At 45.3% G+C, this 22,614-nt stretch carries 25 protein-coding genes, 2 tRNA genes and 1 pseudogene; 5 read left to right on the top strand and 23 right to left on the bottom strand.

All coding sequences use genetic code 11. The annotated features are described in order from the left end of the window. The 15 genes and pseudogenes from METPAY_RS15210 to METPAY_RS13270 form a co-directional block, all read right to left on the bottom strand. Positions 1-618: pseudogene (locus METPAY_RS15210) on the bottom strand (hypothetical protein); the annotation flags it as partial. Next, positions 615-968: a hypothetical protein gene (locus METPAY_RS13330; protein WP_013329946.1), complete on the bottom strand. Its 354-nt coding sequence runs from the start codon at positions 966-968 to the stop codon at positions 615-617. The pseudogene METPAY_RS15210 and the gene METPAY_RS13330, both read right to left, overlap by 4 nt. Continuing rightward, on the bottom strand, positions 958-1,230 hold the full coding sequence (locus tag METPAY_RS13325) for a hypothetical protein (RefSeq protein ID WP_048153046.1): 273 nt from the start codon (positions 1,228-1,230) through the stop codon (positions 958-960). The genes METPAY_RS13330 and METPAY_RS13325 overlap by 11 nt, the downstream gene beginning before the upstream one ends. Further along, positions 1,209-1,352 (bottom strand): hypothetical protein, encoded by a 144-nt coding sequence (locus METPAY_RS15205; protein ID WP_013329944.1) that lies wholly within the window; start codon positions 1,350-1,352, stop codon positions 1,209-1,211. Before METPAY_RS15205 ends, METPAY_RS13325 begins: the two co-directional genes overlap by 22 nt. A 107-nt stretch (positions 1,353-1,459) precedes the next feature. Beyond that, positions 1,460-1,544: transfer RNA gene (locus METPAY_RS13320), tRNA-Leu, on the bottom strand. Positions 1,545-2,168: 624 nt separating this feature from the next. Continuing rightward, complete coding sequence (locus METPAY_RS13315; protein ID WP_048153045.1) at positions 2,169-3,911, bottom strand: DUF2070 family protein; 1,743 nt, start codon at positions 3,909-3,911, stop codon at positions 2,169-2,171. A gap of 44 nt (positions 3,912-3,955) precedes the next feature. Further along, a complete protein-coding gene (locus METPAY_RS13310) occupies positions 3,956-4,849 on the bottom strand; it encodes a carbohydrate kinase family protein (protein WP_048153044.1) in 894 nt (297 codons plus the stop codon). Between the two features lie 3 nt (positions 4,850-4,852). Then, a complete protein-coding gene (locus tag METPAY_RS13305) occupies positions 4,853-5,191 on the bottom strand; it encodes a DUF555 domain-containing protein (protein ID WP_013329940.1) in 339 nt (112 codons plus the stop codon). A 9-nt stretch (positions 5,192-5,200) separates the two neighbouring features. Next, positions 5,201-5,728 (bottom strand): nitroreductase family protein, encoded by a 528-nt coding sequence (locus tag METPAY_RS13300; protein WP_048153043.1) that lies wholly within the window; start codon positions 5,726-5,728, stop codon positions 5,201-5,203. Beyond that, positions 5,715-6,074, bottom strand: a complete 360-nt coding sequence (locus METPAY_RS13295; protein ID WP_048153042.1) for a hypothetical protein — start codon at positions 6,072-6,074, stop codon at positions 5,715-5,717. Before METPAY_RS13295 ends, METPAY_RS13300 begins: the two co-directional genes overlap by 14 nt. Positions 6,075-6,117: 43 nt before the next feature. Beyond that, the gene (locus METPAY_RS13290) at positions 6,118-6,402 is read right to left on the bottom strand and encodes a DUF5350 domain-containing protein (protein WP_013329937.1); all 285 of its coding nucleotides are present in this window, start codon (positions 6,400-6,402) and stop codon (positions 6,118-6,120) included. Positions 6,403-6,420: 18 nt separating this feature from the next. Beyond that, the gene (locus tag METPAY_RS13285; RefSeq protein ID WP_013329936.1) at positions 6,421-7,026 is read right to left on the bottom strand and encodes a 30S ribosomal protein S3ae; all 606 of its coding nucleotides are present in this window, start codon (positions 7,024-7,026) and stop codon (positions 6,421-6,423) included. After that, entirely contained in the window at positions 7,026-7,298 is a 273-nt protein-coding gene (locus METPAY_RS13280; protein WP_048153041.1) for a KEOPS complex subunit Pcc1, read from the bottom strand. The genes METPAY_RS13285 and METPAY_RS13280 overlap by 1 nt, the downstream gene beginning before the upstream one ends. After that, positions 7,298-8,515: a single-stranded-DNA-specific exonuclease RecJ gene (locus METPAY_RS13275; RefSeq protein WP_048153040.1), complete on the bottom strand. Its 1,218-nt coding sequence runs from the start codon at positions 8,513-8,515 to the stop codon at positions 7,298-7,300. Before METPAY_RS13275 ends, METPAY_RS13280 begins: the two co-directional genes overlap by 1 nt. 27 nt (positions 8,516-8,542) lie before the next feature. After that, positions 8,543-9,001: a 30S ribosomal protein S15 gene (locus METPAY_RS13270; RefSeq protein ID WP_048153039.1), complete on the bottom strand. Its 459-nt coding sequence runs from the start codon at positions 8,999-9,001 to the stop codon at positions 8,543-8,545. Positions 9,002-9,379: 378 nt separating this feature from the next. On the opposite strand from METPAY_RS13270, the gene METPAY_RS13265 reads away from it, so the two are divergent. The 4 genes from METPAY_RS13265 (at position 9,380) to METPAY_RS13250 (ending at position 13,846) form a co-directional block, all read left to right on the top strand. Beyond that, positions 9,380-9,450: transfer RNA gene (locus METPAY_RS13265), tRNA-Gly, on the top strand. A gap of 631 nt (positions 9,451-10,081) precedes the next feature. Further along, entirely contained in the window at positions 10,082-11,359 is a 1,278-nt protein-coding gene (locus tag METPAY_RS13260; protein ID WP_048153038.1) for a hypothetical protein, read from the top strand. A gap of 1 nt (position 11,360) precedes the next feature. Further along, positions 11,361-12,452 carry a hypothetical protein gene (locus tag METPAY_RS13255; RefSeq protein ID WP_048153037.1) on the top strand — a complete coding sequence of 364 codons (1,092 nt, stop codon included), beginning with the start codon at positions 11,361-11,363 and terminating at the stop codon, positions 12,450-12,452. Next, positions 12,449-13,846, top strand: a complete 1,398-nt coding sequence (locus METPAY_RS13250) for a TolB family protein (protein ID WP_048153036.1) — start codon at positions 12,449-12,451, stop codon at positions 13,844-13,846. Before METPAY_RS13255 ends, METPAY_RS13250 begins: the two co-directional genes overlap by 4 nt. A gap of 420 nt (positions 13,847-14,266) precedes the next feature. On the opposite strand, the gene hmd is transcribed toward METPAY_RS13250, so the two are convergent. The 8 genes from hmd to hmdB form a co-directional block, all read right to left on the bottom strand. Next, positions 14,267-15,295, bottom strand: a complete 1,029-nt coding sequence (gene hmd, locus METPAY_RS13245; protein WP_048153035.1) for a 5,10-methenyltetrahydromethanopterin hydrogenase — start codon at positions 15,293-15,295, stop codon at positions 14,267-14,269. 304 nt (positions 15,296-15,599) lie between these two features. After that, a complete protein-coding gene (hmdC, locus tag METPAY_RS13240) occupies positions 15,600-17,117 on the bottom strand; it encodes a 5,10-methenyltetrahydromethanopterin hydrogenase cofactor biosynthesis protein HmdC (RefSeq protein WP_048153034.1) in 1,518 nt (505 codons plus the stop codon). Positions 17,118-17,287: 170 nt separating this feature from the next. Beyond that, entirely contained in the window at positions 17,288-17,782 is a 495-nt protein-coding gene (locus METPAY_RS13235) for a UPF0254 family protein (RefSeq protein WP_048153033.1), read from the bottom strand. Continuing rightward, positions 17,779-18,435: a thiamine biosynthesis protein ThiF gene (locus METPAY_RS13230; protein ID WP_048153032.1), complete on the bottom strand. Its 657-nt coding sequence runs from the start codon at positions 18,433-18,435 to the stop codon at positions 17,779-17,781. Before METPAY_RS13230 ends, METPAY_RS13235 begins: the two co-directional genes overlap by 4 nt. A 19-nt stretch (positions 18,436-18,454) precedes the next feature. After that, positions 18,455-19,219 carry a Nif3-like dinuclear metal center hexameric protein gene (locus tag METPAY_RS13225; protein ID WP_052418842.1) on the bottom strand — a complete coding sequence of 255 codons (765 nt, stop codon included), beginning with the start codon at positions 19,217-19,219 and terminating at the stop codon, positions 18,455-18,457. Further along, the gene (locus METPAY_RS13220) at positions 19,206-20,000 is read right to left on the bottom strand and encodes a DUF1188 domain-containing protein (protein ID WP_048153031.1); all 795 of its coding nucleotides are present in this window, start codon (positions 19,998-20,000) and stop codon (positions 19,206-19,208) included. The genes METPAY_RS13225 and METPAY_RS13220 overlap by 14 nt, the downstream gene beginning before the upstream one ends. Before the next feature lie 7 nt (positions 20,001-20,007). Beyond that, positions 20,008-20,493: a DUF3236 domain-containing protein gene (locus METPAY_RS13215; protein WP_048153030.1), complete on the bottom strand. Its 486-nt coding sequence runs from the start codon at positions 20,491-20,493 to the stop codon at positions 20,008-20,010. A 20-nt stretch (positions 20,494-20,513) separates the two neighbouring features. Continuing rightward, complete coding sequence (gene hmdB, locus METPAY_RS13210) at positions 20,514-21,569, bottom strand: 5,10-methenyltetrahydromethanopterin hydrogenase cofactor biosynthesis protein HmdB (protein ID WP_048153029.1); 1,056 nt, start codon at positions 21,567-21,569, stop codon at positions 20,514-20,516. 287 nt (positions 21,570-21,856) lie between these two features. Here hmdB and frhD point away from each other — a divergent pair, with 287 nt between their 5' ends. Further along, entirely contained in the window at positions 21,857-22,390 is a 534-nt protein-coding gene (frhD, locus tag METPAY_RS13205; RefSeq protein WP_048153028.1) for a coenzyme F420-reducing hydrogenase, FrhD protein, read from the top strand. Positions 22,391-22,614 lie beyond the last annotated feature (224 nt).

Genomic DNA, 22,614 nt, shown 5'->3' with positions numbered 1-22,614 from the left:
GTCGTCGCCCTTACAGGAAATTGTCCCATACAATTTCCAGATACGGGCCGCGTTGTAGTTCGCCGCATCGACCATGACCGAATCATCGGAGAAGAGGGCGTCGAGTGTGTTCAGGCAATCTTTGATCAGGGCGGTTGCGTCGTCATCGTTCGGGAGGTCGATCCGGTATAGCAGATGGGCCCCGTTCCCGGAGTCGGCAAGGACTGGCCGGGGGAACCCGATAGTTTCCAGGAACCCGGCGATCTTCTCCGCCTTCGAAATGGCTGCAACGTGTTCCCCGTCGGTCGATGAAACCCCGCTCGGCCTGACGGGGTCGAGGTCAATAGGGAGCCACCGCCGGCGGATGATATCGGCGTCTGCCGTTGTTGCGTCCTTTCGCCCGAGCTTCATCTTCACGCGATTGGCCCTCCGTGAGAGAAGGGCCGGGTTGACTTCGTTCAGGGTTACGTAGACGCCCGACACACCGGAGAGACGGTTGATCTGATCTGCCTTCTCCGCGAGTGCGGCGTAGTCATCGAAGTACCCGCTGTGAGTGTTGTAATCGGCAAGCGCCCGGAGCTCGACAATTCCTCCCGCGGGAAAAAGAATGGAGAGGGCCTTTTCGATCTCTCCGGTCATTTTCTTCCCTCGGGTGAATCGTATTCAAGGGGGAAGAGTGGTGCGGATACAGCCTCTCCCCTTGCGACTCTCTGCAGGGAGATGAGCGGGAGGATGTAGTGACCGTTTGTGGTGAAGAAGGTCACCGCCTTTCCTCCGGCATTCATCGCGGCGTGGCCCTCGATGGATAGTAAGCTTTCAGTGATCCCTCCTTCCCCGGTCCTGCAAACCGATTTCGAGATCGGGACGACACGGCCGTAGAAGATGAGGCTCTTCACGTCCTCTGTCGTGATGAAGAGACGCATGCCCCCGGCTTCGATCCGGAGCGAGTCGTCACCGCATATGCTGATCTTTCCGGGTTCAGGATTCATCGGCCCCTTCCTCCTTTGCGGATGCGGTCAGCCTGATAAGGTAGTTGTGGCCGCGTGTTCTCCGTATATTGACTTCGATGATCGAATCTCCGAATTCGTGGATCTCCTGTGAGAGTGTCTGTGGCAGGAGATAGAGGGGGACGGGCCCGGCCGCTTTGCTTAAGTTTTCAGAGGTAGAAGAGTTGTTGGCAGTTCCCGTCGAATTTGTGTTCCCGCACGATTTGTTTTGGGGGCTGCCGTCTATCTGTTCTGAGCCTGACATGTTTCGCCTCCGGGCGTGTTGTCGATGAGTTTTGCTTTTCCTTCGGCGATCCATTTCTCCCAGACTAGCTTTGCTATGGGATCGTAGATGTGATCGAGTGTTTGTTTATTGATTTCTTTCATGTTTGTTCCTGGTGCGATTTTAGCACCAGAACAGGATAGGAATGAGCGTGTTATAAAGTTGAAGAGTGCCAAGTGGAAGAAAAAAATCAGAAAGAGGATTCGTTAGATGCGAGGGATGGGATTCGAACCCATGGACTCCTGCGAGAACGGATCTTAAGTCCGCCGGTTTTGGCCTGGCTTACCTACCCTCGCAAAAAAATGCAGAATAAAATAGTTGTTGAAATTTAATAAAGAGTCGCTTTTTATATATTTGGGATTTCTGATTATCAATAAAAAATTAAATCCAGTGCCTTTATAGTGTATAAGATCTTAAGTCCAGCGCCTTTGGCCAAGCTCGGCAACCCTCGCCGATAATATTTTTACACTTTTCCCGGGTTTCGAAAGGGGCGGAACGTCCCTTCGGTCAGCAACCCTCGCAAAAAATGCAGAATAAAATAGTTATTAAAATTAAATAAAGAATCGCTTTTTTGGAATAAATATTTCAAAATATTTGGGGTTTCGAAAGGGCGACAGCCTTTCGGTCGAAAAGGGGATGGACAGGCATCCCCTTTGCTCCGAAAGAGACTCCAAATCGATTGTCCAGATTAAAGTTTATTATTTATTCAAATATTTCAGATCTTTTTCATCCTCTTCTTCTCCCCGGCCGAGGCTACCCGTACGGGTAGCATCCAGGCCGGGCTATCACAATAGCGCAAAGCGCAGGGGTCAGGGTGTGTTCGCGGAGCTTGCGACGCGAACTTGCGCAAGGGTTGTCTTTGAAAAAATAATGTAATTTAAATAGAATAAATGAAAATCTGTTTTTTTCGAAAGGAAAATTCAAACCAAAAACAGATACGCAATAATCGAAAATATGAACGCAAGAACGACGATGGTTGCACCAAGGGGCGCAATAAACGTCAGCATCGTGTTGACAGTACTTGCAAGCTGGGAGATCCTCTGGGAACCGAATACGACAACCCCTTCGCACCACGCCGTGGTCGCACCTGCCTGGGCAGGTGAAAGGTCTTCTATGGCTGCCTCAACTGCCGAAATCACGTGAGGCAATATCTCTTCTGCTTCGATCCTGTAGCCCACGGGATTCTTCCCGCTAATCGTATTGACAACATGCGTATCGGTAGTCATCAGTTCACATTCGTCGACGATATCCAGAACCTTGTTCCTGATCTTCTCCCTGACGCCTTTTTCGATATTGTTTCCGTCAAAGAGTATGTAGGCTGTCGTCTGGTCGTTTGTCCTTACGGCGAGGACCTGCATCCCGAGATCGCCGAATCCCTCTTCTCTTGAGAATGGCATTTCGTAATGACAGTAGCCGATCTCAAATTCCTGCATATGATTCTCTTTCTTTGTCTCTTCCATCGCGGTAACCGAGGCGGTGATATACTCATAGGCAAGCCTGGATGCAGGCATTATCGGACTAGTAACATCCACCATGCAGTTATGCCCGTCTATGAATCCTACATCCTGGAAAAGCCTGTGGCCTTCAGACATGATCGAGAGGCCGATCGAATAATCAAGATCCTCGGTCATCTCAGGGGATCTTGTCGTGACAAGCAGAATTGAATCACCGAACTGCTGGGCGAGAACCTGAACAGATTTATATTCGTATCTCTGCGATTTGCCTGCATAAGGACTGTAATCGATCTCATCCCGCGTTTTATTTATTGCTGATACAATCTTTTTTATCTCATCCTCTGAGACAAGATTGAAATCATGTGTCGCACACCCGTGCGGAACCATGGTATCTACGTCGAAAGAATGGCAGAGAATCTTCGGGAGGTTCCCGCCACCGATCTCCCCCATTGGTCCGGGATGGAGGTTAGGGATGGTAACCATGACATCCGTTTTTCCTTCCCTGCTGAAGAAGAAGGAGGTCTGCGGGACAAATACCTCTTCACCGATATCACGGAAGAAGTCCTCAAGTGCTTTTGACCCGTCGGTATTGTGCGCAATAAATGCATTTATGAAATTAAGGGCGCTTATGTGGAAATTTTTCTTCAGCGGTCTCTCTATGAGCCACAGGAAGAGGAAGACACATATGCCGAACAGTATATGTATGAATATCGCGAACAGGAGAAATTCCGTCCCGAAATAGTATGTTCCCGCCGCCATCGCCGCCAGACTCTGTACTGATGCCGGAAGGAGCATCCTTGAGATCCTGTAATCTGCAATAGCTACGAGAACAATCAGGCGTATGGCAAAGATCAATCCAAGTGATACGGAGTAAAGAAGCGGGAATATGCCTTCAAATATCAGAAGTATGGGAAAGAGACTGACCAGTATTGAAAACACTGTACATGCAAGGGCGAGAAGTGCCGATCTGTTGAGTGTAATTCTTTTTCCCCATATCGCGACAAGGGGAATTGTAAGTATGAATGCCAGTAGTGCCGGAAGGAAGTACCCGAAAAATCCGAAAAGCTGGATCTCATGACTTTTTAAAAAACTTACCGCATCAATGGCAAATGCCATTATAAAAATAAACAGTAGCGATCTCTGCCATGATGGTGCAATAAATAGATATCTGCTTAGACCCTCTATCTTAGTATCACCAGACTGCGCCAACCCTACCAAATCCTGTTTTTATTATTCCGGTCTTCTATTATCTATCATTCGGTTTTCGGTTCTTTAAGCCTGCCGAAATTTTCATTGTATCTTGCAGACATAACCTTCCAGTCCGGAAGATTTGTCTGGCATCCGATTACCTCTACGGTGAAGGAAGCCGATACGGTTCCTATTTTGCAGGCCGTAAGAATATCATATCCTTTCTGGTAAGCCGTCAGGAAACCGGCCCTGTATGCATCACCCGCACCTGTCGGGTCCGCAAGTTTCACGGGTACCACTGGAATCTTATGTACTCTGCCTTCGGCATGAATCTCGCTTCCGTCTCCGGACATTGTAACTATGGAGACCGGTATCCGGCCGATAAGCTCGTCTTCCTGCACACCGAGCATTTTGGTCATCCTTCTGACCTCATGAAGGTTTGCAAAGAGAATATCTATGTTTTCTATGATCGCTTCAAGCTGCTCTTTGGAGTAGTTGATAAGATCCTGGCCCGGGTCGAATGAAGAAAAACCTGCCTTCTCAGCGACTTTTACGTTGTATCCCGGATCGGCCGTCGCCATATGAACGAAGTCGAGTGCTGGAGGTTCCGATTCGGCAAAAGCCCTCGATGCACCCCATTCAAAGAAGGTCATCTGGTCTCCTGCCTCGTCATTGAAAAGGAAGCAGGTTGCGGTTCTCTTCCCGTCGACAACGATGAATCTCTTTCCGACCCCGAGAGAGGTCAGCCAATTGTCGTAATCGCTTCCTTCAAATTCGTCGCCCACCGCACTCAGGAGTTCGCATTTACCGCCAAGCTTTGCGATACCTGTGGCGATATTGGCCGCCCCGCCGCCATAGTATACCTTATGGTCGGTAACAGGTACGGAACCGTGCCTTTCCGGGAAGACCGGAACTTTGCAGATATGATCAATCGCTGTGTGGCCGACGACCGTAATCATGGATTATATCTCCTCTACATCGACGATTGTAAGCGGAATATCTCTCAATGCCTTTCCTACAACCGATTTCGCGATCCTTTTCGCGTGCTCTTCCGATTCGGCTTTATACACCTTCATCTCAAGAGCTAGTCCTACAAGAGCCGTAGTCCCCACGATCAGGGCGCTGCTCATCTCCTGTTCACAATAGGGGCAGGCCAGCTGCCCGATCTCAATCTCAACAAATTTCGCACTTGGATTCAGGCGTTTTCCGGCCTCGCTTATGGCGATGCCGATTGCGTCATCAAGGGATTTTACATCCTTCAGGATCCATGCCGCATCCAGTGTCACAAGATAATCGGTCATAATCAACAACTACCAGGTATCATTATGTGTATGTTCCAAAACAGGCATTCTGCCGGTTCTCTTATGCGGCATCTTTCCTTTTCCGACTGCAAGCAGGGCCACGGGTCTCGCGTGCTGGGGAAGATCGAGGATTTCACTTACCGCCTCATCGTCGAAAGCGCCGGTCCAGCATGAATGAAGCCCGGCTGAATGTGCTGCGAGCATCATATATGTGCATGCTATGGAGGCGTCTTCTATCCCGTAAAGAATTCCTCTCTCGCCGTACTGCGACATCGAACGCACGTAATTGGCGCAGACTGCAAGGATGACGGGGGCGGTAACCAGGTGCTCCTGGCCGAATGCCGCATCGGAGAGGTCTTCCTTTATGCTTTCGTCAGTGACAATTACGACATCCCACGATTCCCTGTTTCCTGCGCTGGGTGCCGCAGATGCACATCTCATAATAAATTCGATCTCTTCGTCTGAGACTTCTTCAGGAGAAAATTCCCTGACCGAAGACCTCCCGGAGAGGAATTCATAAAATTCAGACGAGTTCATTTTCAGAGAGTACCTGCCATGAATTCTGTGCAGGTGTTGTGCATTCGGTTACCGCTTTGCTGATCTCAAGTGCCGCCTTTTCGAAGTCATCGAATTCGATGAACTGTTTGGCGTTGTCAAGCAGCCCCGAGGCGTTATTAAATTCAGCCTGACCGGTCTTTCCGTATCCTTCCCCGAGTTCCGACTGGACGGATTCAATGAAGATCGTGAGTAATTTCTTTGCCCCGGATTTTTCTGCCCCTTTGAAGCCTTCGACGAGGGCAAGCATCTTTGAAGCGGTTATCAGGTTTGTTTTGGCTCTTTCGGAAAAAAGATAATTCATTACTGCCTGTTTTTTCTGTGTCATTTCAATTCGCCTAATATAAATAAAGGGATTTAATTCTTAAGAATTATTTGCCCTTTGCACCCTTTATCGAAGACTGCGATCTCTTGATGCGCCTTCTGCAGCGCGGATCGTGCACGGGGCCTCTTCCGCGTGCCGGTCTTCTGCCGCCGCGTGGTCCTCCGCGGCCTGTGTCCTGGGTCTTCTGTGTTGCTCTTCTGAGCTTCGAACCTGACTTAAAGCGCTGGTTGGGGCCGGGCTTCTTGTAGTTTGTCTCCTTCTGGGGTACAAGCCTTACCTGACCGCCGACGCTCTTGATCTGGGTCCATGCTGTGATTCCTGTTTTTCCCATTTATTACACCTCTTAAGTCTACTGGACGATTGCGGCCTTTGTATCGGTTCCCTTTGATTTGATCACTTCAACACGGCGGATGGGGTGAAGCTTCTTTACGATCTTGAAGACTTCGCGGGAGATGTCGCCCATGACCATTTCTTTTACGAACTGGTCGTAGGTGAGTTCCGCTGCCCTTGCAACGACATATTCAGTCACTGCTTTTCTGATCGCATGCGCCTGGCTTGCATCTGCACGGTTAATCGTGAAGCAGCTCGTGGTTACGCGGATCTTTCTTTCGTCCTTTGTTGTTACCTGAACAATGCTGTCTATCCTTGATGTGCGGCGCTTGACCATTGCACGGAGGTAGTCTTTTGTCAGTTCATGCCCGACGAAATCTGAGTATGCGGAATCTCCTGCAACGTTTGTGATCCTGAACCTCATCTTGATGTTCTGCTTGGAGTAATCCTGAACCATCTCGCCGAGTGTTGTCTGCATTACGCGCCCGTTGACTTTCTCGGGCTCGTTTGCGATTGTATCGCCAAGGTACGCCTTGTCAAAGTAGTCGGGAGCGTATACCTTGTACCAGCTTTTGGCTTTCCAGCCTTCAACTCTTCTTCCAACTGATTTTCTTCTTGGTGCCATTAATTCACCTCTGTTTTCTCTGATTTTCCTGTAATCGTGATTTGATCTTCGTTTTTATTTCCCAGACTGCAGATCTCCTCTGCAACCGAGAGATTCATCAGATAATCGTCGACCGATGCGATAACCGACCTCAGCTTTTCTCCCCTGATCTCACACACCACGTCGTATCCGTCTGCCTTCGTTTCCATGGAAAGGAGATTGTCCGCTGACAATGATTCCGCGATGCAACGGGCATTGGTGTGTTTTGAGACTATTCTGCCGGAAATTTGCATTATGCAAGTGCCTCCTCGATGTTTTTGATAAAAGGCATAAGCTGATCCTCTCCGATCTTTGCTCCTGCACGCGATCTGTGGCCGCCTCCGGTGCCTCCTGCAGATTCCGCCGCCTCTTTCATGACTGTCGATAAGTCTATGTTGATCTTGGCGGGACAGCGGGCCGATACCGAATAGTTTCCTTTGATCTTTGCTATTGTGAGAACGGGTACGTCGAGCAGTCCGTCTCTTGCAAGAACGTCTGCCACACTGCTTGATACGGACGGATTCTCGATCTTGAATATCGCCGGACCTGCCTCGTTGAATCTTTTTGCAGATGCAATCGCCTCGATCGTATCTAGCCTGTGTTTTAATGCGATCTCCTTTGCCTCGTCCACGGCTTCATCGTTTCTCATGCATAGCATCGCTGCAAGACCTCCTCTTCCGGAGAGTCCGCATGATTCTGTTACCGATGCAAGCGTGTGGGCATCGTGGATTACCGCCCTCTGGAGTTCCCATGTATCTCCCCACAGGGAGCACATCGCTCTCTCGTTGCTTGCGGAGGCTGTCTCGAGGACAATTGCCGACATAAGCTGTTCGTATCCGTTTTCGCTGTCGTCGAAGTATTTTTCGACCATCTTTTGAGCTTTTTCCGGGTTGCCGCTGATTCCGGGCAGGTAAGGGTCTGTTGCCGTGTATATCTTCTCGGTTATATCGTCCCCTGCAAGAGGGACTCCCCGTCCCGGGGTTATGAACTGGTTTGCAATCCCTTCGTTCACGATTCCGGCGTTTTTGCCGGCGATCTCCTGGTGGTCTCCGATCATCCCGAGCAGTGCGAGGCTGCACAGGTCGCGGTTGTCTCCCATATGGTCTGCGACCATGTAGGCGACCGCTGATGCGGCGAGATCCAGTTCTCCGTCGATTCCGAAAAGACGCGGGTTGATATGATACTCTCCATTGAAACACGGAATGTGATGATCGATTACCACCGTGTCTTCGGGCAGATCTTCCATGGATGATCCCAGGTCGCAGAGAACAGTAATCTCGTGGCTCCTGATATCTTCCGGTTTTATCCCTGATTTTATGCTGAGGTGAAACTTCTTTTTCTGCCTGTAGAGTGCGTGGCATATTATCGAGGCCGCGGCTATGCCGTCTGCATCGTGGTGCCCGAACACCCTTACATAGTCGGATTTTTCAAGTTTCTCAGCAACAAGGCCTGCCGATGTTTCAATGGACATATATCTTCGATTATCCTGATGCTACGATTATCTTGATAACAGGAACTCTGCTGTATCCGGCTTGTATGTCCAGTCTTTTGGCATCTTGCCGGATTTTGCGTAGTACTTCCCGAGTCTGCGAACCTTTGCTTCGGTGAGAAGGAGCTGCCTCTTGTTGTGGATATCCTTCTTGTTCTCATCGAGATGTTTGCGCATTCCGAGAGCCTTTACTATAAGGTTCCTGAGGTCTTCAGGGATCTCGGGCGCAAGTCCGTTCTCTGCGAGGACCTGTTCGATCTTCTTGCCTGTTGCAAGTTTTACGCTTGGAACTCCGTATTTGTCACGCAGTACGAGACCTATGCCTGCACTGGACATTCCTTCCTTTCTAAGATCAATGATGGTTTTTTCGATCTCTGAGGGGTCCTTGTTTGACCATTCTGGTGCCTCTGTGCGGAGCGGACGAACCGAACCGGATTTTCCGCGCCGACGGGCATGCATTCTTGCCATTTTTCACCACCTTATTTTTATTTCGAAATCACTGTGTGATTTCCGGCAAACATCGCATGAAAGAATCTTTTCACGCGTGTTTTAAGATACTTCCTGCGGACACAAGAAAAATAGTCCGCAATGTCATGTAAGTCCACAAAAAGAGCCATAACTGACCTTTTTGTAATCCCAAAGCCCGGATCCCGGGCAGTGCCGTCTCAATGTGGTCGGGCACGTCGGACTTACATAAGCCAGCACGATAGAAATCAGTGCTTCGTATATATTTCAAATAAGTGATAATAAAACAATCGCATTGGGATCTTAGGGAATGCCGGCGATCTCCATAAATAAGATTTATCTGATAAAAACAACAACAAATAATTCTGCATCAGCAGCTATGCGATAATAGTCTAGCGGTAGGACGGTGGCTTCCCAAGCCTCTGACTCGGGTTCGAATCCCGGTTATCGCATTCTTTTCTCTATAAAGTGTTCCTGGTTATTTTTTCTGAAATATTTAGCAGGATCTGTGCATTATAAAGTGCGATCCGTACCTGTCACAAAAAAATTATTGATATATTTGGTTATTGAATTGCTGTGGTGTCATAGTGATTCTGATTGTTACTCTTCTGGTCTGGTTTTCACAATTCTGGTCTAATTGAAACTGCACCGATTATTTTGTCTTTTATTCTGCGATTTCTTTTTACATGAAAATCACGTTGTGATTTACATGAAACAGTCCATGAAACCTTTGTTTCATAAACGTTTTTTGGAATTTGTCTTATGTAACAATTTTTTATAGTGTCATAAATTATGCCGGGGATTTCTTGAGGTCACCTCCTTTTTTTTATTCTATCATCCGGTTGTAATATTTGATTTATGTGAGAGATCTGATAATATAATCAAAATGTAATACTGACGTATCGGAGTGCATGTAATCGGGGTTGTTCGTTCAGTAAACGCCGGACTTCTAATAAGATGACTGAAGTTGTCAGCTCTTAATCTGATTATTACGTATTATTAAATAAAAGCGAAATCTCTCACAGAAATCACTTACATAGGAGGCATAAAAGATTGTTGTATCTCGAATCGGAGAGTGATCAAATGAATAAAAGTTTAATCGGAATAAAATGCCTCCTGGTATTATTTTTATTAATATTCATGGGAGGGATCGTTCAGGTTTCTGCTGACGACAAAATAATCGTCAAGGAGATACCTGATGAATTTTCACAGAACGATTCTATGAGAATATTTGTGGAGACGACATATCCGGCGGGATCTATTATCTGTTACAATTTCACACTGGTGACTTCGTATCCTCATCGCGGTAGACTGAGCGGTCATGGTGGTCAGTGGAGCAGGACACGACTTTCGGAAGGTCAGAGCACATTATCGAAAAAGATATCTCTGAAAGAAAATATCCCGGGAGACTGGAAACTGGCGATTTGGGAGGAGGATCATAAAGACCAGGAATACGTGAAGATGATCCATATCTTCCCTGACACCTCGATTTACGGAGTTATCCAAAGTTCCGGAAACCCGGATATATGTAGGGGAACCTCAGTTTCAAATCCCAAGTTAAGGCTTGATAATGAAGAAGACGGTGTGAATCTTGCAAAAGGGCAGGCTCTTAATCTGATAGGCGAAGCTCCGGCGGAATCCGAAATCGGAGTATGGATATATTCAGATACCATCGCTGATGATTTCCCTGTTTATATAAAAATCAGCGCCGATTGCAACGGTGATGTTGATGAAGAGATTCTTTCGGTCTTTGATTCCTATATTCTTTCGTCAGGGAAGTACTATGTGTATGCAGTATCAGGCGATTCTGGTTTGACTGAAGAAACCGAAGCTCCTGCCGGGTATTCAGATTTCGAAAATGAACTTGACGCAACAAAAGGCTTGAAGTACCAAAAATTCGATTTTAATGCGGAAGATCCCTGGATTAGTATGTGTTCCGACGAGGAAATCATGGTGGTTGCAGGGACCGTCCTTACATTTGAAGGTGAGACAAATCTCAAAGATCAGACTATACTCGAAGTATTGATAAATCCTACTGCTGTAGACCAGGATAATTTCGGTAACCTGATCAAAAGAGGTATTCGGGTTGAAGATAATGGGCCTGTAAATAAGTGGAATTATACTATCGATACCTCCGGTCTGGGGGCAGGAGAATATTTGATTTCGGTGGAAAGTACCCAGGGCCTTGGTAATGTATCCTGCCTCTTCAACGTCTTTGACGGCAACTACTCGGTGAAAGATCCGGGTGAAGGCCGGGTTTCGGTGACATCCTATGTTGTGGATAAGAATACTAAAGATCTAAAGGCGATTTCCGGTTCTCCGGTAACGAAGATAATCCCATCTGCAATGAGGTGGTTGTGATATGAGATCTAATGTCGCGGGAAAATCAACTGAATTTTCGCCCGCACGAAATCCTGTAATTACCATCAGGGGATTTATTGCATTTTTCCTCCTGTGCCTTATCGTATCGGTATCCTCCGCAGGAGTTATAACCGAAGATTCTCTATATTCGGAGAACTGCTATATTTCTCCAGGCTTTGACTATGAAGTGGGGCTATATCCGGATATTACAAAGTCGGATGGCGTTCTGGCAAAGGATCAAAAGTTCACGGTGACGGTGACGGGAGAGCCCGGATCGGAGATAGGCATATGGTTGTACAAGGCCGGAGCTGTCGGCAATCCTGATAAAAACGTATATGTGAAGTACAGCATCGGCAGCAACGGCAGGCTTGATGGCAGCGGCGTGATCCTTGATGACACTCAGGCTTACAAGCTGCCTTCGGGAAGATATTATCTTTATTTCGTTGACGGAAAATCCGGGCTGGTTCAATCTGATTATTTCCCTGAATCGAGCGATGAGTTCGAGAAGGAACTGAAAGATGACGGCAGCCCTTACATTAAGCTTGAGATGTATTCTGAAGTACCCTGGATTCGTTATGACCAGAGTACCCTGCCGGACATTACGACAGGTGAAGAGTTGAAGCTGTCCGGGACCACGAATATTGCATCCGGAAAGGATCTGATCGTCTCGATTGGACCTACAGCTCTTGATGATCCGTATTTCAAGGACCAGATCATTGAACGGACCGGGATTATTGAGGGCGATCCCTACAATACATGGGAGCAGAGTATCGATACGTCCGGCCTGGGGCCCGGGGAGTATATGGTTGTCGTAGAGGGATCAGATGTCGATACGGAGTCAGTAACGACATTCAACGTCTATAATGAGAGCTATTCGGTGACCGATAACGAAGATGATGACCTCTTAGTACAAACATATGCGGTAGATCCAGATACGAAAGACCTGTCCGGAGATCAGGTCCCCGATTCCACACCGGATAATGCAGGTGATAATTCCGGAAATATGCAGCAGAGCCCGGTAGAGACGGCATATCTTGTTTCCATGATCGCTTTGGCAATTGGTATCGCAGGGTATGGCAGGAGGATGAAATGACCGGGATTATGAAAAAAGTCATTATTATCCTGTTAATCCCGGTATTAATCATTGTATGCCCCTGCTACGCACAGGAGATCTCAGATGCCGAACTTATCTCGCTGGGGGATGTTGCGAGATATAACTCCATAGTTTTTGATAATGATGTAGTGGCATGGCTCGAATATGATCTGGACCAGAACCGTCTTCTCCAGAGTTCGATTCACAGGTATAATATATCCACAGGTATGCAGGAGCTCGTGGTTGCGGACCCTTCAGGTAAGTTCAGTCTTGACTTTTCAGGCGACAGGTATGTATGGTCCGACCAGAGAGGGATATTCCTTTATGATGAATCCGAAGGGGAGATCACATTCTTATATTCCAATAATTCGCAGTATTCGCCGGTGATCGACGGAGATACTATAGTATGGGTGGAAAAGATCGACGACAAGAGATCTATACTCAGGATATATAACATCTCCACAGGCGAATATAGTGAAATATCCGGCGGGATGTTTGATTCATTTGATTATCCAGAGATATCCGGGGACTGGATCGCTTTCATCAAAACGGATGTCTATGAAGGGACGATGGAACTTTGTCTTCATAACCTGAACGAACAGAACGGTTATATGTCATTCACAGGAGCAGAGGTTCCGGTTGTTTATCAGCCCCCGTCAATCGACGGGAACCGTGTTGTATGGACCGGTATGAATGACGACGGCTACTATAACACATACATTTACGATATCGATACGGATAAGTCGGGCCTGGTGTATCGGACGGAATCTGCACAGTTGTGTCCTGATATCTCGGGAAGTCATATCGTCTGGCTTGATCTGGGACCATACCCCAGTAACCTCCCCTGGGGCGGACATCTGTTCATGCATGATCTTGACTCCGGAGTTACCCGGGAGATATCTCCCGGTTCAAAACAGGAGTTCCCTAAAGTTTCGGGTGATTATGTCGTCTGGCTGGATGCCAGGGGAGACGATCACGAGATCTATCTTCACAGTTTTTTAGATGACGGGAGAGATTTTTTGAGTGATGATGAGGACGGCACCGCCGATGCAACTCCAACTCCTCTCCCAACCCCTTCAACCAAAGTACGTTTTTACAGCAGCATCCTGGAAGGAGATACGGACTGGTACTCGCTTGTTCCTACTGAATTTACAGAGCAGTTATCTTTTGAACTCAGGTGGACTGACAATGCTTCAGAATTGTCATTGTCTGTTGTGAGTCCGTCGGGCAATATTTGGATCTTCGACGATGATGTCGACGGCAATGATGATTGTGCAGTCCGCATGACAATTTCGAACATCAGTAATGACATTCTGAATTCAGGCCGGTGGACGGTTGCCGTTATCGGGAAGGAAGTGGCCGGAAAAATTGATTACGATGTCTGCTGGTATTAATTATTTAACTTCTAATCAGCTCTTATGAAGAATTGGTCTTTTTTGGAAATTTTGCTTTGATTTCGGATTTATATTTCGTTATATTAATTAGTTAATCCCTGGTCTCAGGTGAATGGATTTTAGGATTACCTGCTATGAATTGCCAATATTAAACTGCTTTTAAAAATGTGGATGTCCTGTCAATTTTGGAACAGGTCTTGGAATCCGTTTATGATAAATCAGTGATTATTCAATTTTAAGTGCATTATTATTTAGTCAAAAGATTTTATATTTTGGATCTGCTCATTTCATGCGGGGACTTGAGGCAAATTAATCCGAAATATGTGTGTTGCACAGAAGTAATCTTCTTCTCCCGGTAAGGTGTTATGAATAGAATACAAACCTGTCAAATATAATAGGTTATAATCTCAAAAAATGAGATTATTTTGCCCTTTTCTCAAGTGATTTAAGGACTGTGGGAAGAATTTCGGCGATAGGTCCGAAGTTCATTGAGTCTGCAGTTCCAAGGAATACACCCGGGTCAAGGTTTTCTTCAAGGTTCTTTATGCCTACTTTCTTCATATAGGCGGTGATCTGTTCCAGTGATTCCGTCGCCATCATCTGGCTGAATCCGGCGGGTGCACCGAGAATATTCATAACGGCATCACGGTATACAAGCAGTCCGGCGTATGTTATAGCAGTAAGTGCTGCACACATGTCGCAGACCGGTCCGATAAGTTCTGCAGGAAGCTTGAAGGCATGTCCGCGGGCTTTCTTTCCAAGTTCATATATTGTATTGATAGCTTCTTCTGAGGCATATCCTTCCGCAATGTAGACCTGGCCTTTCATTTCCGGAACGGCTCCGGGGTGATAGGATGTAACTTCCACCTTATCTGCGATACCGAGTTCCTCGAATATCTTATAGAACAGGGTTGTCGGAATTGTACAGGCGTGGGTGATTATTGCTCCCTGTTTGATATCTCCTGCGAATTTTTCGATGATGCCTTTCTGCATGTCGCCTTTTGGCAGCCAGGTGATTATCAGGTCTGCGTCACGTACTGCTTCCCTGTCGTCTGTCGTTACCTTCAGGCCAAGGTCTTCGGGATGGACAAAGTGTATGGCGCCCTTCGGGGGTTTTGGAACTGTCTTGGCAAGTTCATTGACCTTCTCCCTGATCTTCGGCATAATCGTTTCGGGATTTTCTTTGTGGGCTTTAATTACTTCATTGTAATCGAAGTCTTTCACGACGGTGAATTCACCTGCAAATGACGGATCCGAGATGACGATATTGTCAATTCCGGCCAGGTACTTTAACTCTGCAGCCATGGCGATTGTGGAGTGCGTCATCGCTATCTCCGGTTTTCCAACCATTTCCGCAACTTCGCATGCTCTTGCAAAGTTGGTTATTCCAGTTGCAGAATGCGTTCTGTAGCATCCTGCTCCTAAGATTGCGACTTTTTTAATGGTCATAATATACCCTCTCAATGTTACATTAATCAAATCTAATCTAATTTTTTTAGATTATATTTCACTAATGTAATATGAATTTTTATTATTTGAATAAATTGTAATATGAATTATTACATTTATCTCAAACAATATGAAAAAGTGTACTTTAATTGATATAAATTTTTTTATTTGAACCTGGGGGGATATGGGGCCGGTTAATGATCAGGGCCCTGAATTTATGTATGTCAGTATTCTTTGTTCACAGACAGGGCATCACATAATTCGTATCAATTAATCATCCGTGGATGTGATTAAAAATTGATTTTTAAATGAGAGTTATGGCATCACTCAGATTTTTTGAAATTTTATTTGAGATGGAGGGGATTGTTGTGCAAATAATTGATGTTTCGGAGTTTTTATATGTGGCATTGTCATCTGAATTTCCCGTGTATATATTTGCCTTCAATTCGGACTGAAGATTTTCCACAGAAATTTTTTCAACCCATGTATCGATATCGCTGATTGTGATCTGGTCAACATAACTGTCAAGCTCCTTTGCAATGACCCATGATGCAAATCTGCCGCCGAGAAGTGCAATGCTATCCCCGATCTTTCCTTCTTCGGCCATTTTTCTTATGTCATGCACTGTTCTTTTAACAGTTACTCTTTCGTAGATCGGAGTCGCCGGCAGGCACACCCAGTGTGCGTCTCCTACGGGTGCATAACCTATTTTTCGTGGATATACATTGGCTGGATCAACAACTTTTACAGCACGCGCAAGCGATTCGAGTTCGTCTTTCCGGATTGGCGCCTTTGTAAGGTCCTCCTTAACTTCTTCCTTTATTATTCGCATTATCCTGGGGAGACCGAATTTTCCCCTTCTTGCCGTACCGGGCGAATAGCCGCACATATAACCGTGATGATTTTTTGGGAATCCTGTAATTATTCCATTTAATCCTGCACGGAGACCTACACGGCATTCGTCTTCATAGGCTCCGTTGGTTACTACAATTTTCCCCGGTACAAGAATTCTTGCCATGGCAATGGCACGAGCAAATGCATCAAGCCGGTTTTCAGCCAGGTTGAAAGGTCCGCCTTCGATTACAAACACGTCAACCCCCATATCTATTGCAGTTGTAAAACCTTTGATGAGATCTTCATACCCGTCGCCGACAAACATGATCGCCTCTATTCCCTTGCCATATTTTTTTCCGAGCTGCGCAACTTCAATGGCTTCGTCCAGAGGCGCAGCGTGCCCTTCGGCGCCCTGTATGCATGTGAGGTTTATTGCAACTGACGATGAGAGTTTAATCCATTCGTCCCTTTCGCCCAGTGCATCTTCCTCCTTATCTATGAGCCTGGAATGTATCCTGTCCCTGGGACATCCGTCGAAAGGTGGCCCTTCGTTGTAACACTGACCCCAGCATCCGGTTATGTCCTTCGGGAATCTCATCGGGCCGAATTTTCCGAAATGATCGAGGTCGAGAGGAACCTCGGTGTTTTCCCTTACTTCCCTGAACAGATCGATCCCTCTCATTCCGTTTGCCTCGGCGATATCCGCAAAGGCATATGCGCAAACGTGAATAGATGCACCTATTGAATCGGAGAGGATGCTGTTGCCCAGAATATCTATTTTATCGAGATCGGAAGCACATGTTCCGACCAGTATTTCGGTGAGATCGCACCCGAGCGGGAATCTTTTGAAGTTCATTCCCAGTTTCATAGCCTCATCGCGGTCGAGCCGTGAGACGGCTTCGACAATTTCAGCAGGATCCTTCTCCAGTTTTGATAATTCCCACGCTGCGTAGGGATCGAGAACGGCCTTTTTAACTAAATCATACATTTTTACACCTGATTATTTCTCTAAAGTAAGATAATATATAAAATTTAATTTACTTATTCATATGTTTTATCAAAATTGTATTAAAAAATAATTGTACATACTTATGACCGGATATAGCAGATTTCAGTTAAAATACTCTGCAATTATGCAGGTTAATTTAAAGGATGATTTTAGGAATAGTTTTCAATTAAAATTTTTTCAAGGAGTACAAAGGCTTCTTCTATACCGGATTCCTGTCTCTTCATAATTATGTCGGCATCGGATGTTCTGAGATCTGCATAAACCTCGGAGAAGCCGGTAAGTACGGTTCTTTCATCTGCAACGGCAACAGCTCCTTTTCCGATCCCTGCAGTACTGCCGATTCCGATATCAGCTCCTGTTATTGATCTGACGGCTTCCGCCATTTTTACGGCCATAATTTTATCCTTTTCATCATTGTATACCTTGATCCCGTCCAGCAGATCGTCAGGTTCAAGCGGTTCGAATCCGAGTATGCTTCTCACTCCTGAAAGAGTCGGTATAAAGAGGGATGCAATTAATGAAAGCCGTGACGGTTCAAAGTTCAGCGTATGGCTGATGTTCATATAATATCCGCGTGAGATGGCGTGGATCTCCAGACCGATTCTGCCATGAGTGAAACATTCGGCGGTGGCTATCCTGATCATCTTTTATCCTTCAGGGTTTTCAATATCTCCGAAGTCATAACGACAGCTGTTTTCTCGAGAATTGCCGGTGTTACAGGTTCCCAGTCCCTGATCAGCTTTCCCGTTCCGACAAGGAGATGATTTTCATCGATCCCGTATTCTCTAAGACCGCTTACAACGGGATTGCCGGGATCTCCTACACTGATATCGGTTGCCTTTATCTCCTCGTGTCCCAGCCCGAAAACGCCCATCGTGCTGATTGTAGATATCCCTTTTTCATGAGCTTTTTTTATTATTCCGGCCGTTAAAGGCAGGGTATTCCCTCCGGCAATCTCAATGCATACTACGTCCCCGCGTATCAGGTCAAGATTATCTCCTGAAATATTCCGGCTTATACCTTTAACTTTTTTTGAGTTGTCCGGCCCTGCAAGTTTTTCAAAGAAATCAACCTTGTATTCACCGGGTTTTGCTCCCAGGATTTTGAATACAAGATCGTCGTCGGAGATCTTCTGACCGTCGATTGCAGTTATTCTTTCAGGTCCGCCCCGGTGAACTTCGATGAGGTTAAGTCCGGTTCTGAAGCCAAGCCTCCCGAGACCGATCAGAGTAACTTCTCCCCGCGGGACTTTTTTTTTCTCCATATCTTCAGTGTTCTCTTCTTTTTCCAGTGACATTCTCTCATCACCCGGTATCTTATAACAAATTTTGAATATTCTCTCTATTTCCGGTATAATACTCCCACGGAACTTTTGTATCTATGATCTCAGTTTCAATCCCAAGCTCGGAGATCAGTTCCCGCAGCTTGTATAATCCCGGGACTTCAGTAGCGTGATGGGTTGCATCTATAAGCACGAGTCCTGAATTTTTTGCAAGTATGGCCCCGGGATGTGTAAGATCACCCGACAGATAAAGATCTGCACCTTCTTCATGTGCCATCTCTATGTATTTTGGATTAAGACCAAAACCCGGTATTAAACAGATTTTGTTAATCTCTGTATTTTCATCGAAATTTACGACCCTGAGTGTATTTAGTGAAAGTTTTTCCTTAACGGTTTTGCAGAATTCAGGCAGCGGAACAGGCCCTCGTTCTAATGTTCCTATCCTTCCGAGCCTGGCTTTCTTATCAAAAACGTCATGAACGGTAATATTCAGGCAGTCGGCAAGTGCATCGCATGCACCGCCGGAAACGATGTCCCAGTTTGAGTGGATTACGTATGAAGGAATTTTGGGCTTTGTTACGGGCGGATGATGAAGAACAAGAAGATCATAGGCATCATAATCTATTTCAATCCCCTTTTGAACCGGAATATAATCCATCATCATAAGGATTTTGTTGACATCAAGATTTTCTGCAGATTCTGTACCGAGATACCCGACGGTATCATAGGGGAACGCCAGTGACAATGGAACCTTTCTTTCTATCTTCCAGAAAAGTAATTTTGCTTTAATTGTAATCACCTCTAAAATCCAGAATAGTTGAATTAATTTTTTTGAGATTGTTGTCAATGATCTCGTCGCAGTCGGTCTCAGCGAGAGAAGATACTGCCAGTGCTTTTTTATCCAGGGTTTTCAGGAATTTATCCGGATTTTTTTCCTTGAAAAGTATTCTCTCGAAGAATTCCATATTCGTAGTGCTGTATAATACTCCGTTGATTTTATTGGCGTCATTCATCGATCTGCGAAGAGTATCTATTGTGAGTGTCATGGTTCCCGATGTTTTGGAATTGAGTCCAGATGTCCATAAAATCCCTTTATTTTCAGCTTTTGAACTTCTTAAAAGCTGAACACTCCTGTTAAACCTGTTCAGGAAATTATCGCTGCCTTCAGAACAGGGATTTTCAACAATTAATACGTCAGGTCTGTTCAGTTTCAACAGGTCGTCGGGATCTATCCCGCCGAATCCTGAAGTGTCTATTATCATGTCGTAATTCCTGCATACGGCCTCATCAATACTGCAACTGAAAGTTACACCGGGATCAAGCAGATTTTGAATTTCGGGATTTATATCGAGAACAGTTACTTCTGATTTTTTTGAGAGAGCTTTTGAAAGACCGGCTCCTGTAAGGTATGCACCTATTACAAGGACGTTCTCCGGGCAGATCCCATTTTCGTTCATCCACCGGAGCAGGGCATCTGATTTTTTGTCCGTGATTCCATCGACAATGTTACAGATTGTATAATTTGAAAAAAAAGTCCTTACTGTCCTGGTAATACCGTATTCAGAATGATTTTTCGTCATGAATTTGCTACCCCCTACCGCTTATGTCGAAGCCTATTCTTGAAAGGGCATCCGTCATCTCGTCTTTCACCGCCTGATAGACCGTTTTCCCGTGAATATGATGCGACGGGGAGATAGAAGCGGAAAGCAGTCTTCCTTTGCAGTCCACAATTACAAGCATGGAGCCGGATCCCGGAACTCCCAGTCTTCCCCTTGCAATTATGAGGTCCGCGTTTGTCATATCCAGCGCCATTAACGCTTTTGTTACTGCCGGCATCCGGCTGACGTCACAGCTGTCCGTGTGAATATTGAGGTGACCGGCTTTTGGGAGATCCAGTTCCTCCAGAACCTCGTTTACGGCTGCAACTTTTTCGTCATTGCAATTAGGAATCACAATCGTTTTTGAATTGAGAATATATTCCCTGATCGCCTTTGTTTCCTCTATTTTGTCTCCCCTGCGCACACCACTTGAGGATTCAATACAGGCTTTTGATATGAAATGTTCCAAATCCATCTGATCACCTCTCTTATCGATCAGTCGTGCCGGACTACATGGCCGACCGGGATTGTTTTAGTCATGTGGTATTTTTTTGGCCCCGGCTGCGGTTTGAGGCCCATCTCCCTGATAACTGCAATAACATCTTTCAATGTCCCGCAGATTGGAGATCCAACACCTTTTATTTCGACGGGGTAGTTCTCCGGAATTACAGTTGCAAGATTGTCTGCGCCGGCCATCAGGGAATACTTCACATTTTCCGGCCCTATGGTCGGCGTGGGGACGGTAATGCGAATATCAGGGAATAAAATTCTTGTTACCGCTATGGTTATCATCTGTTCCCTGAGCGGGCATGGGGGGTGATTCTCCATCGGTGTTCCTTTATACGGGTTAAAGCCCATAATCGGAATTTCACCGAGCCCTTTAATCGTGCGTAAAAAATTCAGGTGATTAATTCGGTCTTCATGCGATTCCCCCAGTCCGATGAGGAGTCCTGAAGAGAGTTCAATCCCGGATTCCGATATCATCCGGCATGCCTTGATCCGGTTATCCAGTACTTCTCCGGGTTTTAGATCGTTGAATATTGCTTCGTTTATTGTTTCAATATTGCAGCAGACGGTGTCTGTTCCCAGATCCTCAAGTCTTCTTAATATATTTGAGTCGAAATCAAAGCCGACGTTGACGAGAAGTTCAAGTGAAGTTTCCTGTTTTACAATTTCAGCGGCCCTGACTGCCTGTTCTCCGTGATATCCGTGGGCTCCAGAGCAGCTTACTCTCGGTATTCCTGCCTCCTCGATTATTTTTGCGGATTTCAGGATCTCCTCATTGGTTTTGGAGAACGGTCTGTAGTATCCGGCTGTGGATGTTCCTGCTGCAAAACCACAGTATTTGCATTTTGGAGTGATATAACAAAGATTTGTTATATGTATCGTAGATGTAAGTTTTATGAATTTTTTATTATCCCTGCTGATATTGAAGGCGGTTTCAATGAGTCTGGCAAATTCTTCATCATTTGCCGGATTAAACAACTGTATCAGCTCTTTTTTTGCCGGTTCTTTTCCGTTTTCAATCTTTGATAAAATATTTGCAATCATTGTCAGGGCTCATAATAATTAATACAAATATCTTATTAATTATTCATATTAAAATTTATTTTTTTATTACTGTCTTTTGAACTGGTGTTTTGTAAAGATTGTTTATGCTGATCTTTCTTTGGCAGGTGAGATCTAAAAGTTAAAAGTACCTGGCTGATTTTTGGCAGATCTTTCATAGGTTATTAACAATAGTTTGAATTATTGTATTATTTATTATTAAGATAATAAAAAATTTTAATACTAATTATGAATATTAATTATTATTCAAAAGATCAGGCCTGATGCATATGCTTTATCCTGAAATAGTTGTTGCAGGATGTGGAAATCCTTTGTTTGCGGACGATGGTTTCGGACCTGCCGTAATTGAAGAACTTAAAAAAGTGTTCCTTCCCGGCAATGTAAAGGCGGTGGATGCCGGCACTGCCGGTCCCGATTATGTCTTCAGTATGCTCGATCCACGGAAGACAAAAAAACTCATAATCATTGATATTGTTGATTTCGGATCTGCGCCTGGTGAAACAAAACTTATAAAATTTACCGACATCCCCCGGAACAGAATTCATGATGCCGAACCCGGCGGGATTTCTGAATCGCTTCACTCGATTAAGGATTATATTGAGGTGATTGTAATCGGGTGTCAGCCAAAAAATGCTGTTAAGCTAAAGATGGAGATCGGTCTCTCCCATGAAGTCCGAAGAGCGATTCCCAAGGCCCTCAGGATGGTGTTTGATCTTGTAGGTGTGGACTATAGTAGCTCATGTAAATTTTTTACCATACATTCTGCAATAAAACAGTGCGATTATTGCATTGCGGGTCTGTAAGGGTTTGAATAATTTTCGTTCAGAAAATTTTAACAAGATGTGGTAATATTTATGCGCGCAATTGTTAGCAATAGATCATAAAATTTATATGCATAATAATTATTAAATGCCAAGTTTTAAGTAATATTTTTTTAATTAGTAATAAAAAAGTTATTAAAATAACTAACTTTTATAAACAAAATCCAAAAAAGATCTATAGTTCCATTTAGGGATTTTCACATGCT

This window comes from Methanolacinia paynteri (genome assembly GCF_000784355.1).
Lineage (GTDB): Archaea > Halobacteriota > Methanomicrobia > Methanomicrobiales > Methanomicrobiaceae > Methanolacinia > Methanolacinia paynteri.
The sequence above is the reverse complement of the archived record's forward strand: the minus strand, read 5'-3'. Positions and strand labels throughout refer to the sequence as shown.

Bases quoted from the DNA above. Each gene is read 5' to 3' on its own strand.
- METPAY_RS13250 (WP_048153036.1), top strand. From the start codon at position 12,449: ATGACCGGGATTATGAAAAAAGTCATTATTATCCTGTTAATCCCGGTA.
- METPAY_RS13275 (WP_048153040.1), bottom strand. From the start codon at position 8,515: ATGTCCATTGAAACATCGGCAGGCCTTGTTGCTGAGAAACTTGAAAAA.
- frhD (WP_048153028.1), top strand. From the start codon at position 21,857: ATGCTTTATCCTGAAATAGTTGTTGCAGGATGTGGAAATCCTTTGTTT.
- METPAY_RS13255 (WP_048153037.1), top strand. From the start codon at position 11,361: ATGAGATCTAATGTCGCGGGAAAATCAACTGAATTTTCGCCCGCACGA.
- METPAY_RS13295 (WP_048153042.1), bottom strand. From the start codon at position 6,074: ATGACACAGAAAAAACAGGCAGTAATGAATTATCTTTTTTCCGAAAGA.
- METPAY_RS13300 (WP_048153043.1), bottom strand. From the start codon at position 5,728: ATGAACTCGTCTGAATTTTATGAATTCCTCTCCGGGAGGTCTTCGGTC.
- METPAY_RS13305 (WP_013329940.1), bottom strand. From the start codon at position 5,191: ATGACCGATTATCTTGTGACACTGGATGCGGCATGGATCCTGAAGGAT.
- METPAY_RS13215 (WP_048153030.1), bottom strand. From the start codon at position 20,493: ATGGATTTGGAACATTTCATATCAAAAGCCTGTATTGAATCCTCAAGT.
- METPAY_RS13290 (WP_013329937.1), bottom strand. From the start codon at position 6,402: ATGGGAAAAACAGGAATCACAGCATGGACCCAGATCAAGAGCGTCGGC.
- METPAY_RS13280 (WP_048153041.1), bottom strand. From the start codon at position 7,298: ATGCAAATTTCCGGCAGAATAGTCTCAAAACACACCAATGCCCGTTGC.
- hmdC (WP_048153034.1), bottom strand. From the start codon at position 17,117: ATGTATGATTTAGTTAAAAAGGCCGTTCTCGATCCCTACGCAGCGTGG.
- METPAY_RS13310 (WP_048153044.1), bottom strand. From the start codon at position 4,849: ATGATTACGGTCGTCGGCCACACAGCGATTGATCATATCTGCAAAGTT.
- METPAY_RS13220 (WP_048153031.1), bottom strand. From the start codon at position 20,000: ATGACGAAAAATCATTCTGAATACGGTATTACCAGGACAGTAAGGACT.
- hmd (WP_048153035.1), bottom strand. From the start codon at position 15,295: ATGACCATTAAAAAAGTCGCAATCTTAGGAGCAGGATGCTACAGAACG.
- METPAY_RS13330 (WP_013329946.1), bottom strand. From the start codon at position 968: ATGAATCCTGAACCCGGAAAGATCAGCATATGCGGTGACGACTCGCTC.
- METPAY_RS13230 (WP_048153032.1), bottom strand. From the start codon at position 18,435: ATGTCACTGGAAAAAGAAGAGAACACTGAAGATATGGAGAAAAAAAAA.
- hmdB (WP_048153029.1), bottom strand. From the start codon at position 21,569: ATGATTGCAAATATTTTATCAAAGATTGAAAACGGAAAAGAACCGGCA.
- METPAY_RS13260 (WP_048153038.1), top strand. From the start codon at position 10,082: ATGAATAAAAGTTTAATCGGAATAAAATGCCTCCTGGTATTATTTTTA.
- METPAY_RS13285 (WP_013329936.1), bottom strand. From the start codon at position 7,026: ATGGCACCAAGAAGAAAATCAGTTGGAAGAAGAGTTGAAGGCTGGAAA.
- METPAY_RS13270 (WP_048153039.1), bottom strand. From the start codon at position 9,001: ATGGCAAGAATGCATGCCCGTCGGCGCGGAAAATCCGGTTCGGTTCGT.
- METPAY_RS15205 (WP_013329944.1), bottom strand. From the start codon at position 1,352: ATGAAAGAAATCAATAAACAAACACTCGATCACATCTACGATCCCATA.
- METPAY_RS13235 (WP_048153033.1), bottom strand. From the start codon at position 17,782: ATGATCAGGATAGCCACCGCCGAATGTTTCACTCATGGCAGAATCGGT.
- METPAY_RS13325 (WP_048153046.1), bottom strand. From the start codon at position 1,230: ATGTCAGGCTCAGAACAGATAGACGGCAGCCCCCAAAACAAATCGTGC.